Origin of the sequence: Campylobacter sp. VBCF_01 NA2 (genome assembly GCF_027797205.1) — a bacterium.
Classification (GTDB): Bacteria; Campylobacterota; Campylobacteria; order Campylobacterales; family Campylobacteraceae; genus Campylobacter_B.
Window position 1 is genome coordinate 1,108,483 of sequence record NZ_CP115607.1, and the last position, 15,743, is coordinate 1,124,225.

The window sequence follows — 15,743 nt, forward strand, 5'->3', positions numbered from 1 at the left end:
TTTCAAATTTAACTCAGACATTTTTGTTTTCCTTTCGCAAATACACTAAAATTTCCGCTAGCACATCATCATCGTCTTTCGAAGGCGATTTTAGGCGGATTTTCTCGCCATTTTTATCTGTGATTACGATATTTACTTCCATGCTCGAAATCGCGCGCACACCGATATTTTGAGCTAACACCTTTATCATCATCATATCAATGAATTGCTTGGTATAAACATCAGCCTTGCCGAATCTATCCTCGATTTCAGCGTAAATTTCATTTATTTGCATAGCGTTTTCGCATTTGCTAAGCCTGCGATAAATATCAAGTCGCAACCTATCCTCCGCGATATATTCGCTATTTAAAAAGGCATTGACTGAAATTTTAAGCTCGACGCTTGAAATGATTGTTTTTTGGTTTAAAAGCTTGTTTATCTCATCTTCTAGCATACGCAAATACAGGCTGTATCCGATAGCCTCGATATGCCCGCTTTGCGCTTCGCCGACGAGATTTCCACCACCTCTGATTTCTAGGTCATGATACGCTAGCACCGAGCCAGAGCCTAGAAATGAGTTGCTCTCTAATGCCACGAGCCGTTTTAGCGCGTCGCTAGTAAGGGCGGTTTTATCGCTGATTAAATAGTAACAAAATGCCTGTTTGTTGCTTCGCCCTACCCTGCCTCTAAGCTGGTGCAGGTCTGCTATGCCGAATTTATCGGCGTTGTCGATTAAAATCGTATTGACGCGTGGCATGTGGATTCCACTCTCGACTATGCTCGTGCATAGCATGAGATCATACTCCCCAGCGATAAATTTAGCTATCTCGTCCTCGGTGGTTTGCGCATCGATTTTAGAGTGTAAGATTACGATTTTTAAATTTGGCAAAATTTCAAGCAACCGTTTTTTTACGCTAGGCATGCTTGCAATATGATTATGCACATAAAAAATCTGCCCGCCACGGCGAAGCTCCCTAGTAATCGCCTCTTTTACGATTTTTTCGTCCCACTCTTTAACCATTGTGCGCACATCGAGGCGATCTAGTGGCGGAGTTAAAAGCGTGCTGTAACTCTTAATCTGGCTTAGCGCCATATTTAATGAGCGTGGAATCGGCGTAGCAGACATGCTTAAAAGGTGCGAATTTTGCGATTTTTCCTTTAATTTCTCTTTTTGCTTCACGCCGAATTTATGCTCTTCATCGACGATTACAAGCCCTAAATTTGGCGCTTCGACATTTAGCAGACTATGCGTGCCCACACACACAATCGCTTCGTTATTTTTAAGCCGTTTTAAAATTTCGCTTTTTTCCTTTGCTTTGCTAAATCTATCTAGCCTAAAAACAGGGATTTCAAACTCTTCAAATCTCGCTTTTAGCGTAGCGTAGTGCTGGGCGCACAGCAAAGTCGTCGGCACGAAAAACAGCGCAGAAAAGCCACTTTTTATCGTGGCAAATATCGCGTTCATCGCCACTTCTGTCTTGCCAAAGCCCACATCGCCACTTAATAGCCTATCCATGACCTTGCCACTACGCAAATCCTGCAAAATCGCGCTAATCGCGCTTTCTTGATCTGGCGTGTATGAAAACCCGCTAGAAGCGATAAATTTGGCGTAATTTGGGCCAGTATTTTCTATCATCACGCCACGAATTAGCTCGCGTTTAGCGGCGGTTTGGATTATTTTGCTAGCGATGACAAAGAGTTTTTCGCGCACCTTTTCTTTGATTTTTGCAAAGCTTGCCTTGCCTAGGCGATCAGGGCTTACCACGCCCCCACCAGCGATATATTTGTCGATTTTATTTAGGTATTCCACAGGCAAAAGTAGCTTGTCGCCGCCTTCGTATATCAGGGCGACAAACTCACGCGAATGCCCCAAAACGGTGGCTAGTTCAAGGCCAGCGAATTTGGCGATTCCGTAGTCTTCATGCACGACAAAATCGCCCGGATTTAGCTCATCAATCGCCAAAGTAGATTTTCGCACACGCTTTTTTGGAATTAGCTTATTTAGCGAGATTATAATCTCATCAGGGCTGATTAAATTTAGGATAAAATCCTCTTTTAAAATTTTCGCATTGCTTAAATTTGAGAGATCCAAATGCGCCAAAAGCGCGTCGTTTCGCGCGATAATGGTAATTTTATCATTTTTGTGAAATTCGAAAAATTCGCTATTTGGCGTGATTTGCAAATCCTTAAATTTACGCGCGGCAGGTATTAGCGGCAGTGTATCAAGGACGCTTAGATCCCTTTCGGCAAAGATTTCATCTTTTTTGATAGGACACGCTAAAACCGCGCTAAATTCTTGCAAATAATCCGCAAACCCATCAATAAACCAAAACCCAAGCGAAGTTAGATCGTTAATCAAAGCGTCGCTATCAAAGGCGCTAATTTTTTCGTTTGCGCTCTCAAACTCGCCCTTGTTTAAATTCGCCAAAAACGGCTCAATCTCGACGCTTTCTAGCTCGATTTTTTCGGATTTTTGCGTATCAATGTCAAAATGCCTAATGCTCTCGATTTCATCATCATCGAGCAAAACCCTCACCCCGCACTCGCCTCCAAGCGGGAAAATATCGATAATCTCGCCACGAAAGCTAATCTCGCCTGCGCTTTCGACGACCTGCGTCACGCTATATCCAAGGCGCAAAATTTCATCTTTAAATTCAGCCAAATTTAGCTTTTGGGCGAATTCGATTTTTATCCCTTTTAGTTGCGATTTTGTGGGGAGTTTGTTTAAAATCGTGCGAACTGGCGAGATTAAAATTTTGCGCTTTTCGCATTTGTAATACGCGCTAAGAGAGCGTGAAATGCCGATTAGCTCGTCGTAGTAGCTTCGCAAATCCTCGCCAAAATGCGCCCTAAAATCAGGCAAAACAAAGGTTTTAAAACCCAAAAATTTCAACACCTCAGCGCAAAGTGCGCTATCTTTTTCATCATCTGTAATTAAAATTTGAGGACAAATTTGCGCAGAATTTTGCGCTAAAATTTGCGAAAAATACTCATAAATTCTAGCTTGCATTATTTTTGCGCCCCACTTTGCAAGACGCGATTTATCTCATACCACGATACATTTGGCTCGACCGACCAGATATTTAAATTCGAGCTATCCCACAGCATGAAATTCAAAGGATCTAGCGTCATACCCAAAAACCGCACCTCATAGTGCAAATGCGGCCCCGTGCTATACCCTGTATTGCCCGTGTATCCGATAACCGTGCCTTTGCTAACCCACATGCCAGGAGCCACGCTAACCGAGCTTAAATGGCCATACCTTGTCGAAAATCCGTAATTGTGCGTAATTCGCACGAGTATGCCATATCCGTTTCCGCTCTCGCCGGCAAAATCAACAAATCCATCTGCTGTGGCGATTACCGGTGTGCCGACACTGGCGCGCAAATCTATGCCGTGGTGCATGCGCTTAACGCCGGCTATCGGGTGCGTGCGCATGCCGTAATTATCGGTGATTCCGCGGTTTTTTATCGGGTAGCGGTTTGGTATGTATTGAAACATCAATTTATAGGTGTTATCGTTTGCGCTGATTGTTTTAGCGTTTGATTTGTTGCGCTGGGCCAGTCTTTCGCTGAAATACTGCGCGATTTGCGCGTCGCTCTCATCGCCGTCAGGGCCTTCGTTTGCGATATCGAGGCTGGTTTGTTCGCGCATTTGATTTGCCTGAATTATCAAATTTTGGTTTTGTTTTTCTAGCTTTTCGACCTGCGCCATTAGCGTAGCATTGGTGGTTTTTAGGTTTTTTTTGTCGTTATTTAGGCGAAAAAGCGCGAAAAACAAAACGAACAAAAAGACAATGATAAATGCGACTAAAATTTTAAGTTGAAAGCGAAAATTCTCGCCAAATTCCATGGTTTTCGAGCCGAAATTATCACTAATTGTGATTTTAGTTTTTGCCAAATTTCGCCCCGTTATTATAAAATTTCAAAAATTCCTCGACTAAATGAAACGAACCAAACACCAAATAAAGCTCATTTTCATAGGTTTCGCCTCTAAATTCAGAGTGCGCGATACCAAGCTCGTCCAAAGCCTGCGTAATCATCTCCCCGCCAAGCTCACGGCCTGGGGCCTCATAAGGCAAAATTTGGACATTTTTGATAATCGGCGCAAGGGTAGCAAGAACCTTTTTGATATCCTTATCGGCAAACGCGTTGTAAATCAGCGTAAATTTTTTGCCTGCAAATTCCTTGGCAAGTGCCGCGGCGGCTAGTTCGTTGTGCCCCACATCGATAATGATATTTGGAGCGATTGCTTCGGCGCGCCCAGGCAAATCAAGGGGCAAAATTTCAGCAATTTTAAAATTTAAGCCCCAAAATTTCGCCCCAGCCACGGCCAATTTTAAATTTGAATATTGAAAATTTGCTAGATTGTGAGTTTTGATATATTCGGCAATTTCGCGCTTTTCATCTGCGTTTAAAAAATCGCTTGCAAACGCCAAATTTGCCCCCTTTTGCGCTGCGATTTCACGCGCGATTTTCACGCTAAGGCTGTTCATCTCATCGCTTAAAATCGCATTTTGCGCCATTGCATTAAGCTTCGTGCGCGAAATTTGCTCCAAATTAACGCCCAGCATGCCGATATGATCGGTGCCAATAGGGGTAAAAAGCGAAAGCTCTCTATCAAAACTGCTCGTAGCGTCAAACTCGCCACCCATACCAGCCTCGAATACACAGTAATCACACTCCCTAAAATGCACCGCAGCCGCCAAAGTCAGGTATTCAAAATACGAAAGATTATTTCTAAATTTTGCCGGTAAATTTGCTTGCAAAAACTCGTGCGCGCCTTGCAACTCATCATCGCTAATCTCGCGCCCGTCGCGATAAATGCGCTCATTTAATCTCATAATATGCGGGCTAGTGTAGTGGCCGACGCTAAATTTAGGGCCCGAATTTCGCCCATTTGCGCCATTTGCACTCATAATAATCCTAGATAAAAACCTGCCAGTGCTTCCCTTGCCATTGGTGCCGATGATTTGGGTGATATTTTTTAGCGGGAGTGCGCTACGCACGGCCTCAAAGGCGGCTGGAAAACGCTCGTAATCGATCTTTTTATAATAAATCGGACGAGCGTTTAAGAAGTCAAAAATAGAGCTATTTTTTAGCGCGTTCAAGCTGTATGCCTTTGATCGCAAGCGCAGAAATAAACTCATCAAACGCCTGAGTAGAGGCATTTTCGATAGCGTCATAGCGCTCTTTGTCGCTGATGACTGAGATTGTGTCGTGTTTGTTTTTGACTAAGCGAGAGACCGAAAAATCATGGTCTCCTACGCAGTCTTTGCTAAAAATTTCGCCATTTTTAAGCTTTGTTTTGAAATTTAGCGTCAAATTCGCGCGATAACTCGTAATATAGCCGTATCTATCATAGGTAAGGGCTGTGAAAGTTAGCCTTTTTATGCTGGCTACAATGTAGGTTTGTGCGCTAGATTTGTCGGCTAAATTTGAGCCTAGGCGCGCTACGATACCGCTTTTGACAGCGTCTTTGATAGCCACTGTGTTTTGAGGGTCTGTTTTACTCATCAGCACATCGACATACACGCTTTTTGACATAATCTGCGAAGTGATTTTAGATACTGGCTGATATCCGCAACCAACAACCAAAACCACAAACGCAAAAACGGCTAAATTTTTAATCAAATTTCTCATTTTTTCCTACTTTACGACCAAATTTACAAGTTTGTTTTTGACATAAATTTCTTTTATTAGCGTTTTATCCTCTAACCATTTTGCGACATTTTCTTTGGCAAGTGCTAAAATTTCCGCCTCGCTCGCGTCCGCATTGGCGTCGATTTCGGCGCGTTTTTTGCCATTTACGGTAACTGCAAGCGTGATAGTATCGCTCACAAAAACCTCAGGCAAAAGCTCAATTTTTGTGAAATTTTTGCGCCCAAAAAGTGTCTGACTTAGCTCGCTTGCGATATGAGGCACGATTGGTTGAAGTAAATTTAGGATAATAAAATATCCCTCAGTGTAAATATCAGCGTTATCCTGCGCATTTAGGGCATTTAGAGCCTCCATACACGCCGCGATTAGGGTATTAAAGGCGAAATTTTCCGTATATACATCGTGCGATTTTTTTAGCGCCTCATAGACTTTTAATCTCGCATATTTTTCATCTTTGCTTAAATTTGCGTGGTTAATGCTAGGAATTTTATCTGTTTTATACGCATTGCTTGAACGCTCATAAAGGCGGTTTAAAAACTTATAAGCGCCCTCTACTGCGCTATCGTTCCACTCTAACTCTTTTGCAGGAGGTGCTGCAAAAAGTATGAAAAGTCGCGCAGTATCAGCCCCATAAGTAGCGATGATATCATCGGGATCTACGGTGTTGCCCTTAGATTTGCTCATTTTTGCGCCGTCTTTTAGCACCATGCCTTGTGTCAAAAGTCTAGCAAACGGCTCACTATCGCGCAAATAACCCAAATCGCGCAATGCTTTTTGGAAAAATCTAGCGTAAAGCAGGTGCAAAATCGCATGCTCGATACCGCCGATATATTGATCTACGCTCATCCAGTAATTCACGCTCTGCTCGTCAAATGCCTTGCTCGTCCAAGTTTTCTCATCGCTTGCATAGCGCGCGAAATACCAGCTACTCTCAAAAAATGTATCAAGCGTATCGGTCTCGCGAACGGCCTTTCCGCCGCATTTCGGGCAGGTGCAGTGCTTCCAGGTAGGGTGTTTATCAAGCGGATTGCCAAGTCCTGTGATTTGCACATCATCAGGCAACGCAACTGGCAAATTTTCGATTTTTTCGCCGACTAAACCGCATTTTTCGCAGTGAATCATCGGAATCGGCGCGCCCCAGTAGCGCTGGCGTGAAACGCCCCAGTCGCGGAGTTTGAAATTTACCACGCGAGAGCCTAAATTTCGCTCTTCAAAAATTTGCAAAATTTTCTCATTTGCCTCTTTGTATTTTAGGCCATTTAAAATTTCAGAATTTGCGTAAATTCCTGTTTTTTCGACATGTGGTAGGGTTTCGTTTTCGAAAATATTTATAATTTCAAGTCCAAATTTACTCGCAAACTCAAAATCCCTCTCATCGCCTGCTGGCACAGCCATAACCGCGCCGTCACCATAATCAGCCAAAACAAAATTTGCTATCCACACTGGGATTTTTTTGCCAGTTAGCGGGTGTAGGACATTTACGCCTAGATACGCTCCGTCTTTGTCGGCGATTTGTCGCTCTCTTGGGCTTTGGTTTAGGATCGCGCGAACCTTTTGCTCTACATCTTTTGGAAGTAAATTTTTCTCCAAAAGCTTCGCAATAACCGCGTGTTCAGGCGCAAGAGCCGAGTAGCTCATACCATAAATCGTATCAGGGCGAGTCGTAAATACATCAAATCCGTCGATTCCGTCTAGCATCTGGCGGCTTTCATCGTCAAATTTAAAGCGGAATTTCAAACCCTCACTTCGCCCAATCCAGTTTTCTTGCATGGTTAGGACTTGATTTGGCCATTTTCCCTCCAAATCCTTCAAACAATCAAGAAGTTCCCCAGCATAATCTGTGATTTTTAAATAATATCCTTGCATTTGCTTTTGCACTACTTCATTACCACAGCGCCAGCATTTGCCGTCTTCAACCTGCTCGTTTGCAAGCACGGTGCCGTCGTGTTCGCACCAGTTTAGCAGTGAGCTTTTGCGATAAATCAGCCCCTTTTCATACATTTTGATGAAAAATTCCTGCTCCCATTTTGTATAAAGCGGATCAGAAGTGGCTAGCAATCTACGCTTTGAAAAGCTAAAACCAAGCCTGTCTAGCTCGTTTTTCATATAATCAATATTTTCGTAAGTCCATTTTTTGGGGTGAATTTTATGCTTAATCGCTGCGTTTTCTGCTGGCATACCAAAGCTATCAAAGCCGATTGGTTGGAGCACATTGTATCCTTGCAAGCGGTAGTAGCGCGAGAGCGCGTCGCCGATAGCGTAGTTTCGCACATGTCCCATGTGGATACGCCCACTTGGGTATGGAAACATCGAAAGAATATATTTTTTAGGTAAGCTATAATCGTCCTTTGGCTCTGCTTCGCCCTCATCGTTCCAAATTTTTTGCCATTTTAACTCTATCTCTTTGCTATTATAAGCCATTATTACTCCTAAAATTCATCTTTTGATTTGGCTGATTCTACGGTGATTAGCACTAATGAGAAAATCACAGCAATCAGCGCGCCGATACAAAGCGCGGTTATAACCGAAAGATCACCTGGATGAACTATCATAAGCACAAACGCTGGGATTAGGTGCAAATCAGCCACAAGCGAGCTTGCGAAAAGCTCGGCTGAGAGCATATTGCGCACACCGACTTTAAGTAGCGTTGAGACTGCATTAATACTAGCAGCGATAAAGAGCAAAAGCTCGTGTCTTTCGTAGATAAATCCAGCGATTGTAGTCGCACTCATCAAAGCAAAAAATATGTATGTTACTCTTCCCCAGTTCATTTTCTATCCTTATACAGTGCCTTTTTCATACATTGCGCGCATTTTTTCTTTTTCTTTGGCGCGTCGTTGTTTATCAGCCAAAAACGCGCGGTATTTTTCCACATCGAATCCGAATAAAATCAAAAGCGGTGCAGCGATGAAAACCGAGCTAAATGTTCCAGCCACGACGCCAACAAGCATAACAAGGCTAAATCCATGTATCATAGCCCCACCCCAAACGAACAAAATCACAATTACAAGCAAGGTTGTAAATGATGTCAAAAATGTCCTTGAAAGCGTAGCTGAGATTGATTCGTTGATAACCTCGGTTAGCTTAATGGATTTGCTAGTGCGCACGCCCTCTCTAATCCTGTCGAAAACGACGATAGTATCGTTTAGCGAATAACCCATAATCGTAAGAAGTGCGGCCAAAATTTCAAGGTTAAAATCGATTTTAAATAGTATCAGCGCACCACATGCGATGATGACATCGTGCAGATCCGAAATCACCGCCGCAATCGCAAATCTCCACTCAAAACGAAAAGTAATATAGACTAAAATAAGTGCAAACGAAACACAAACAGCCATAATTCCCTTTGTGCGAAGCTCACTACCGACCTTTGGACCTACGACATCAACCTTGCGAACCTCGAAATTTCCACTTCCTTTTAAAATTTCTTGCGCTGCTAAGGCTGGATTATCGCCCAGTGAATCGCTACTGCCAGAGTATCTAATGGTAACTTCCTCATCGCTTCCAAACTCAGTTACATTTATATTTCCCAAATTTGCCGCTTCAAAGCGAGTTCGAATTTCATCAAGCGGGGCTTTTTGGTCGTATTTGACCTGAATTAGCGTTCCACCGCTAAAATCTATACCATAGTTAAAGCCCTTAATCAAAAACAGCCCAATCGAGCCAATTATCAAAATCGCAGATATCACAAATGCGATATGTCTAAATTTCATAAAATCATAAATTTTATCACTATCAAATACCTGCATTTTGCGCCTTTCTGACTTTATAACCTAGCCAAAATTTCGTATTTTTGCTCTTTTCCATTTTGCCCATTACCACCTCAAACATACCATGAGTGCCCAAAATCGCAGTAATCATCGACGCGATGATACCTATACTCATAGTTACCGCAAAACCCTTAACAGGGCCTGTGCCATACGCATACAAGGCAGCCGAAGTAATCAGCGTAGTGATATTTGCATCTACAATCGCACTCATAGCGTTTTCGTAGCCTTTGGTGATACTTTGGCTAATGGAGCCACCAGATTTTAGCACTTCCCTTATGCGCTCATTTATGATGACATTGGCATCGACTGCCATACCTACGGTCAGCACAATTCCAGCCATACCAGGCAGGGTCAGTGTCGCCCCAAACAGCGCCATAAACGCTATCAAAAATAAAATATTTACAATCAAAGCGATATCTGCAAACACGCCCGCCATACCATAGTATAAAACCATAAAAATCAAAATTACAATCGCCGCGAAAGTTAGGGCTTTCACGCTTTGATCTATGCTATCTTGACCTAGGCTTGGTCCGATACTGCGCGATTCGCTCACGCTAACAGGCGCCAAAAGCGCACCAGAACGCAGTGCAATCGCCACATCGTGTGCTTCTTGCACGCTAAATCCGCCACTGATTTGTCCGCTTCCACCACCGATTCGCTCGTTAATGCGTGGAGCTGAATAAACCTTGCCATCAAGCACGATTGCAAGGCGTCTGCCGACATTTTCGCCTGTAAAATCGCCGAAAATTTGCGCACCTTGTGAATTAAGCGTGAAATTTATGATTGGCTGATTTGTATTTTGATCGAAAGCCACCCTAGCATCGACTAGCATTGCTCCGTCTAAAACTGGAATTTCGTTGATTAGGTATTTATACTCTGGATTTTTCGCGTCAGGGTAAATTACATCGCCGTAGCTTTTGGCCTCTTCTTCGCTCATTGTTAAGGCTCTGTCTTGGCGAATTTCATCAAGTGCCATAAGTTGCAAATGCGCTGCTTTGGCGATTAAATCTTTGGCTCGTTGCTCCTCTTCTGAGCTCTTAATTCCAGGAAGCTCGACTAGGATATAGCTCTCGCCCTGTTTGGCGACCGTTGGCTCAGCAAGGCCAAATTGATCCAAGCGGTTGCGTATGGTATCCACAGCCTGAGCGATCGCGTATTCTTTGGTGCTAGCGATCTCTTCTGGCGTTAGGCTTACGCGGTATTTCTCGCCAGTTTTGGCGATTTCAAGCCCACTAGCAGCAGAGTGAAGCAAAGCGTCAAATTTAGGCGCTTCATCGGGGTCTAAAATTTCAAATTCGAAAAAATCGCTATCAAGCTTCAAGCCGTCCATTAGCAAATCATCGCGCTTAGCAGCGTAATTTACGCTAGCTGCGATTGATTTGATTTTCGAAGTTATCGCCTCGTCGCTTTGGACTTCGAGCAGCATGTGAAGACCGCCCTGCAAATCAAGTCCGAGGTTGATTTTATCGCCCTTTTCGCTCTGCAAAATCGAAGGCATAGCAAAAATCAAACTAAAAATTGCCGCTACTAAAAAGGCAATCAAACGATATGTAATCTTACTACGCATCTAACCTTCTTGCGATATAAAGTTTGTCTAGTTCGACGATAACATCATCATTAAGCTTAACTGTGATAAAATCCTCACTTGTTTTTACGACTGTGCATTTTAGTCCGCCACTTGTGACGATTTTATCGCCCTTAGCGAGCGCATCAACCATAGCTTTATGCTCTTTTGCTTGTTTTTGTTGCGGTCTGATTAGCAAAAAGTAAAAAATCCCAACAAAGACAATTAGAGGTAATAATGTTCCAAAAAGACTTCCTTGTTCCATCGTTTTCCTTTGTAAAAAATTTAAAAAGAGAGTATTTTACATTAAATAAAATAAATAACGGCTTTTTTCTTGCGCTTGGAGTTTCAAATTTTATATTTGTTGAAATTTTAAGCCAAAATTTAGGTGGAATTTTACCACTTTTGGCTGAATTTTTCTCGCCACTAATCGCGATTTTTGCGCTATTTGTCCTTTTAAAAAGCAAAAAGCAAATTTGGTTTTGGTTTGGGTTTTTTATCGGCGCGATTTGGTTTTATTGGATTAGTTTTAGTTTGATTTATTTTGGACTTTCGTTTTTAATCCCGGTCGAAATTTTAGGAATTTGCCTGATTGCGGGGGCGATTTTTCGTATTTTTGCTATTTTTGATGAGCCAATACTGCGCGCGCTCTGTTTGGCGGGGCTGAAATTTATCCACCCATTTGGCTTTGATTGGCTAAATTTCGAGCTTTTGTTTTCACATGGCATTTTTAGAGCCGAAATTTTCGCATTTTGCGCGATTTTGGCTGGAATTTGCATTTTGATAAAATTTAGGCACAAAGCCAAAATTTTGCTTTTTTGCGCTTGCTTAATTTGCGCGCTAGAATTTAAAGAAAAAGAAGCTGAATTTTTGCCATTTAAAATAAAACTTGAAAATTCACAAATTTCGCAGTTTGACATCTGGGACGAGGAGAAAATTTTAGACGCAATTAGAGAAAATTTAGCCAAAATCGACGAGGCGATAGAAAGTGGCTACGAGGCGATAGTATTGCCAGAGAGCGCATTTGCTCTGTATCTAAACCGCGAGGAAGCCTTAAAGGAAATTTTGCTAGAAAAATCGTATAAAATTTCGATTGTAGCCGGTGCTGAGGCGTATGAAGAGTCTAAATTTTACAACAGCGCCTATGTTTTTGAAAACGGAAATTTGCGCAGAGTTGACAAACACATTTTGGTGCCTTTTGGCGAGCAAGTGCCACTGCCTGCGCCGATTAGAGATTTTATAAATAACACATTTTTAGGCGGGGCTAGCGATTTTTCGATTGCCCCAAATTTTAGTTTTTATACAATCAAAGAAATCCCCGTAAAAAGCGCGATTTGCTACGAGGCGACGAGGGGCGAGTTTTACAGCGATGACCCAAAATTTGTCGTGGCGATTTCAAACAACGGCTGGTTTATCCCCAGCTATGAACCGCACCTGCAACGCCTGATAATCCGCTATTACGCCACGCTAAGTGGGGCAAGTGTGTATCACGCCATAAACGCAAGCCCTAGCGAGATAATCACGCCCAGAAAACTATGGGTGAATAAATTTTTGGCATTATTTAAAACGGCGTAAAAAGCTATTTTTAAACGAGTTTTAGATAACATAATCAAATTTTTTCAAGGAGCATTAAAATGGCAAAATTTAATCGTGTGCTCGTTAAATTTTCAGGCGAGGCACTGGCTGGAAAAGATGGTTTTGGAATAGATAGTGAAATTTTAAAATTTATAGCCAGAGAGATTAAACAGCTCGTCGATAACGGTATCGAGGTAGGTATCGTAATCGGTGGCGGAAACATAATCCGTGGCGTAAGCGCGGCAGCTGGCGGTATCATCAAACGCACAAGTGGCGATCACATGGGCATGCTAGCAACCGTAATCAACGCAATCGCTATGCGCGAAGCACTCGAATACAACGGCATAGATGTGCGCGTGCAAAGCGCGATAAAAATGGAAGCGATCTGCGAAACCTTCATCATCGGCAGAGCCAAAAGACATTTGGAGAAAAAACGGGTCGTAATCTTTGCAGCAGGCACTGGAAATCCATTTTTTACCACTGATACAGCTGGCACCTTGCGCGCAGTCGAAATCAGCGCAGACGCGATTATCAAAGCAACAAAGGTAAATGGAATTTATGACAAAGATCCGCATAAATTCGATGACGCAGTGCTTTTAAATACCATTACCTACGATCAAGCCTTGCACGATAATATCAAGGTCATGGACGATACCGCAATCGCCCTAGCTAAGGACAACAAGCTTCCAATCATCGTATGCAATATGTTTGAGAGCGGAAATTTACACAAAATCATCAATAACGGCGATTTAAGCCAATGTTCAATCGTAAAAAACTAAAAAAGGAGAATTAATGAGAACAGAACAAATCATAGCAAAAGCGTTGAAAGTCACAGGAGGCGATCGCTACAAGCTATCACTAATGACTACTAAACGCACAGAAGAGCTTGCCGCTGGGGCAACTCCACTTGTCGAAAACATCGACACACGCAATATGAAATTTGCAGATATTGCGATTTTAGAATTAGCAGAAGGTAAGATTACCCTAGATGGAATCATTGACAAGGATTAGTGACGGCTATTTGGAAAGCCTTATCGAAGATATTGTCGAAACAAAAGAGATCGAGGACGCCAAACGGCTACTTTATAGCCTAAAAGAGCCTACCCCAGTGCTTGTAGATGCGATAAATTTATGCGTTACACAGCATGAGGGGCAGTTTCGTAAAAGTGGCGAACCATACGCAATCCACCCTATTTTAGTCGCATGTTTTGTCGCATTTATGGGCGGCGATGACGCTATGGTCATTTCTGCGCTTTTGCACGATGTGGTCGAGGATACGGATTTTAGCACCGAGCAAGTTGGGGATAGATTTGGCGAAGATGTCGCAAAAATCGTAGAGGGTATGACAAAAATCGTAAATATCCGCGAGGATAAACTAGCCCCTTCTGGCGATAAAAACGCCAAGCTTCGCACCACAGCTCTGACATTTCGCAAAATGCTAATGATCTCTATCGAAGATCAACGCGTTTTGGTAGTCAAACTCTGCGATAGGCTCCATAATATGCTAACCCTAGAAGCACTCCGCCCAGATAAGCAAAAACGCATAGGCGAAGAGACGCTTCTAGTTTATGCGCCAATCGCGCACAGACTTGGAATTTCATCGATTAAAAATATCTTAGAAGATTTAAGCTTCAAATATGTAATGCCAAAAGAATACGCCACAATCGCAAACTATGTCGAAGAGCATAAACAACAGCTCCAAATAAATTTAAGCAAATTTAGCGAAACGATTAGCGAGTATCTGCTTACAAACGGATTTAGCGAAAACAGCTTTGAAATTCAAAAGCGTATGAAGCATTACTATTCAATCTACCTAAAAATGCAAAGAAAGGGCATTTCGATTGAAGAGGTTTTGGATTTGCTAGCTATCCGCATAATCGTGCAAAAACCGATGGATTGCTATCTAGCACTTGGCGTAATTCACACCAAATTTAACCCCTTGATTTCGCGCTTTAAAGACTATATCGCCCTACCTAAACAAAACGGCTACCAGACGATTCACACGACCGTTTTTAACGACAGCATGATAGTCGAGGTCCAAATCCGCACCACAGAGATGCACAATACAGCTGAACTTGGCGTGGCTGCGCACTGGAAATACAAATACTCTGGCTCACTAAATCCTAAGCTTGATTGGATTAGCGATATTGGCTTGCAAGAAGCCGATGATTCAAACGCTGATGATTTATACGAATATGCCAAAGATAGCCTATATATCGAGGATATCGCAGTGTATTCGCCAAAGGGCGGAATTTTCACGCTCCCACGAGGTGCGACTGCGCTTGATTACGCTTATGAAATACACTCACAAGTCGGTCTTAAAGCCGTCGAAGCCTTTGTCAATCGCATAAAAGTCCCGCTTCTAACCGAGCTTCAAAACGGCGATATCGTCCATATCATCACAGGAAACAACCCGCACTATCGTTGTAGCTGGCTAAATTCTGTCAAAACAGGCAAGGCAAGAGCCACAATTAAGGCATTTTGCAAACAAAAAATTCGCGATGTAAATCAAGAAGTAGCGATTAAAATTTTAAGTGCGATTTTCGCTACGACCGAAGAGAGCGTGATAAACTGGGTAGAAAAAGAAAATTTAATCAAAAAAGTCGGTAAAGCAAGCTATGATTCGGTATTTTTGAAAGATGTCGTAAATGCACTGAAAAAATACCCACTCAAAGAGAAGCTTTTCAATATGAAATTCCGCGATAAATACAGCGTAGAAAAGCAAAAATTCGACAATATCGTGGTGTATTCAAACTACAAAATCAACGAAGTAGAGTTTGATTACTGCTGTAATCCTAAACGCGGGGACGATATCATCGGATTTCGCAACGGACACAATGTCACGGTTCATCACAAGCTTTGCGAAAGAGCGGCAAATTTAATGAAAAGCGATGAAATGATTTTCGTCAAATGGACGCGAAACGCGCCACACAGATACAAAATCATACTAAACATAGAAAACAAGCGAGGCTCGCTGGCTGAGTTTTTAACATATTTGGCTAAACTAAGCGTCGATTTAGTTTCGATAAATTTGAACGAAAACAACGAAGCTGTGTCTGATTTTTTCGAAATCATTATAGAATTAAACGAAAATTTAGACCACACTTATATCAAAGACAGATTAAAAAATAGATATAAAATCGCTGATTTTATATCATTAGATGATGTGTATAAAAACTAATAAAAGGGAGAGTA

13 protein-coding genes are annotated in these 15,743 nt (G+C 42.4%); 4 read left to right on the forward strand and 9 right to left on the reverse strand.

What is annotated here, in order from left to right; all coding sequences use genetic code 11:
* Positions 1–13 precede the first annotated feature (13 nt).
* From PF027_RS05775 to yajC, 9 genes are read right to left on the reverse strand one after another with little or no spacing between them, the layout of a single operon-like run.
* Complete coding sequence (locus PF027_RS05775; protein WP_270872465.1) at positions 14–2,989, reverse strand: DEAD/DEAH box helicase; 2,976 nt, start codon at positions 2,987–2,989, stop codon at positions 14–16.
* Positions 2,989–3,879, reverse strand: a complete 891-nt coding sequence (locus tag PF027_RS05780) for a M23 family metallopeptidase (RefSeq protein WP_270872466.1) — start codon at positions 3,877–3,879, stop codon at positions 2,989–2,991. The genes PF027_RS05775 and PF027_RS05780 overlap by 1 nt, the downstream gene beginning before the upstream one ends.
* Positions 3,866–5,089: a Mur ligase family protein gene (locus PF027_RS05785; RefSeq protein WP_270872467.1), complete on the reverse strand. Its 1,224-nt coding sequence runs from the start codon at positions 5,087–5,089 to the stop codon at positions 3,866–3,868. The genes PF027_RS05780 and PF027_RS05785 overlap by 14 nt, the downstream gene beginning before the upstream one ends.
* Positions 5,070–5,621 carry an LPS assembly lipoprotein LptE gene (gene lptE / locus PF027_RS05790; protein ID WP_270872468.1) on the reverse strand — a complete coding sequence of 184 codons (552 nt, stop codon included), beginning with the start codon at positions 5,619–5,621 and terminating at the stop codon, positions 5,070–5,072. Before lptE ends, PF027_RS05785 begins: the two co-directional genes overlap by 20 nt.
* A 6-nt stretch (positions 5,622–5,627) precedes the next feature.
* Positions 5,628–8,060, reverse strand: coding sequence for a leucine--tRNA ligase (leuS, locus tag PF027_RS05795; protein ID WP_270877230.1), 2,433 nt, complete (start codon positions 8,058–8,060; stop codon positions 5,628–5,630).
* Positions 8,061–8,068: 8 nt separating this feature from the next.
* Positions 8,069–8,410, reverse strand: coding sequence for a DUF6394 family protein (locus PF027_RS05800; RefSeq protein WP_270859281.1), 342 nt, complete (start codon positions 8,408–8,410; stop codon positions 8,069–8,071).
* Positions 8,411–8,419: 9 nt separating this feature from the next.
* Entirely contained in the window at positions 8,420–9,388 is a 969-nt protein-coding gene (gene secF, locus PF027_RS05805; RefSeq protein ID WP_270866647.1) for a protein translocase subunit SecF, read from the reverse strand.
* Positions 9,375–10,976 (reverse strand): protein translocase subunit SecD, encoded by a 1,602-nt coding sequence (gene secD, locus PF027_RS05810; RefSeq protein ID WP_270872470.1) that lies wholly within the window; start codon positions 10,974–10,976, stop codon positions 9,375–9,377. Before secD ends, secF begins: the two co-directional genes overlap by 14 nt.
* Positions 10,969–11,238 carry a preprotein translocase subunit YajC gene (gene yajC, locus PF027_RS05815; RefSeq protein ID WP_270862572.1) on the reverse strand — a complete coding sequence of 90 codons (270 nt, stop codon included), beginning with the start codon at positions 11,236–11,238 and terminating at the stop codon, positions 10,969–10,971. The genes secD and yajC overlap by 8 nt, the downstream gene beginning before the upstream one ends.
* Between yajC and PF027_RS05820 the strand changes: the two genes are divergently transcribed.
* The 4 genes from PF027_RS05820 to PF027_RS05835 are packed head-to-tail and all read left to right on the forward strand — an operon-like array spanning position 11,211 to position 15,729.
* Positions 11,211–12,548 carry an apolipoprotein N-acyltransferase gene (locus PF027_RS05820; RefSeq protein ID WP_270876802.1) on the forward strand — a complete coding sequence of 446 codons (1,338 nt, stop codon included), beginning with the start codon at positions 11,211–11,213 and terminating at the stop codon, positions 12,546–12,548. The two genes, yajC and PF027_RS05820, sit on opposite strands and share 28 nt — an antisense overlap.
* A 59-nt stretch (positions 12,549–12,607) precedes the next feature.
* Complete coding sequence (gene pyrH, locus PF027_RS05825; RefSeq protein WP_270859276.1) at positions 12,608–13,327, forward strand: UMP kinase; 720 nt, start codon at positions 12,608–12,610, stop codon at positions 13,325–13,327.
* Positions 13,328–13,340: 13 nt separating this feature from the next.
* Positions 13,341–13,559, forward strand: a complete 219-nt coding sequence (locus tag PF027_RS05830) for a DNA-directed RNA polymerase subunit omega (protein WP_270859275.1) — start codon at positions 13,341–13,343, stop codon at positions 13,557–13,559.
* Positions 13,537–15,729, forward strand: a complete 2,193-nt coding sequence (locus PF027_RS05835) for a RelA/SpoT family protein (protein WP_270868138.1) — start codon at positions 13,537–13,539, stop codon at positions 15,727–15,729. Before PF027_RS05830 ends, PF027_RS05835 begins: the two co-directional genes overlap by 23 nt.
* Positions 15,730–15,743: the final 14 nt, after the last annotated feature.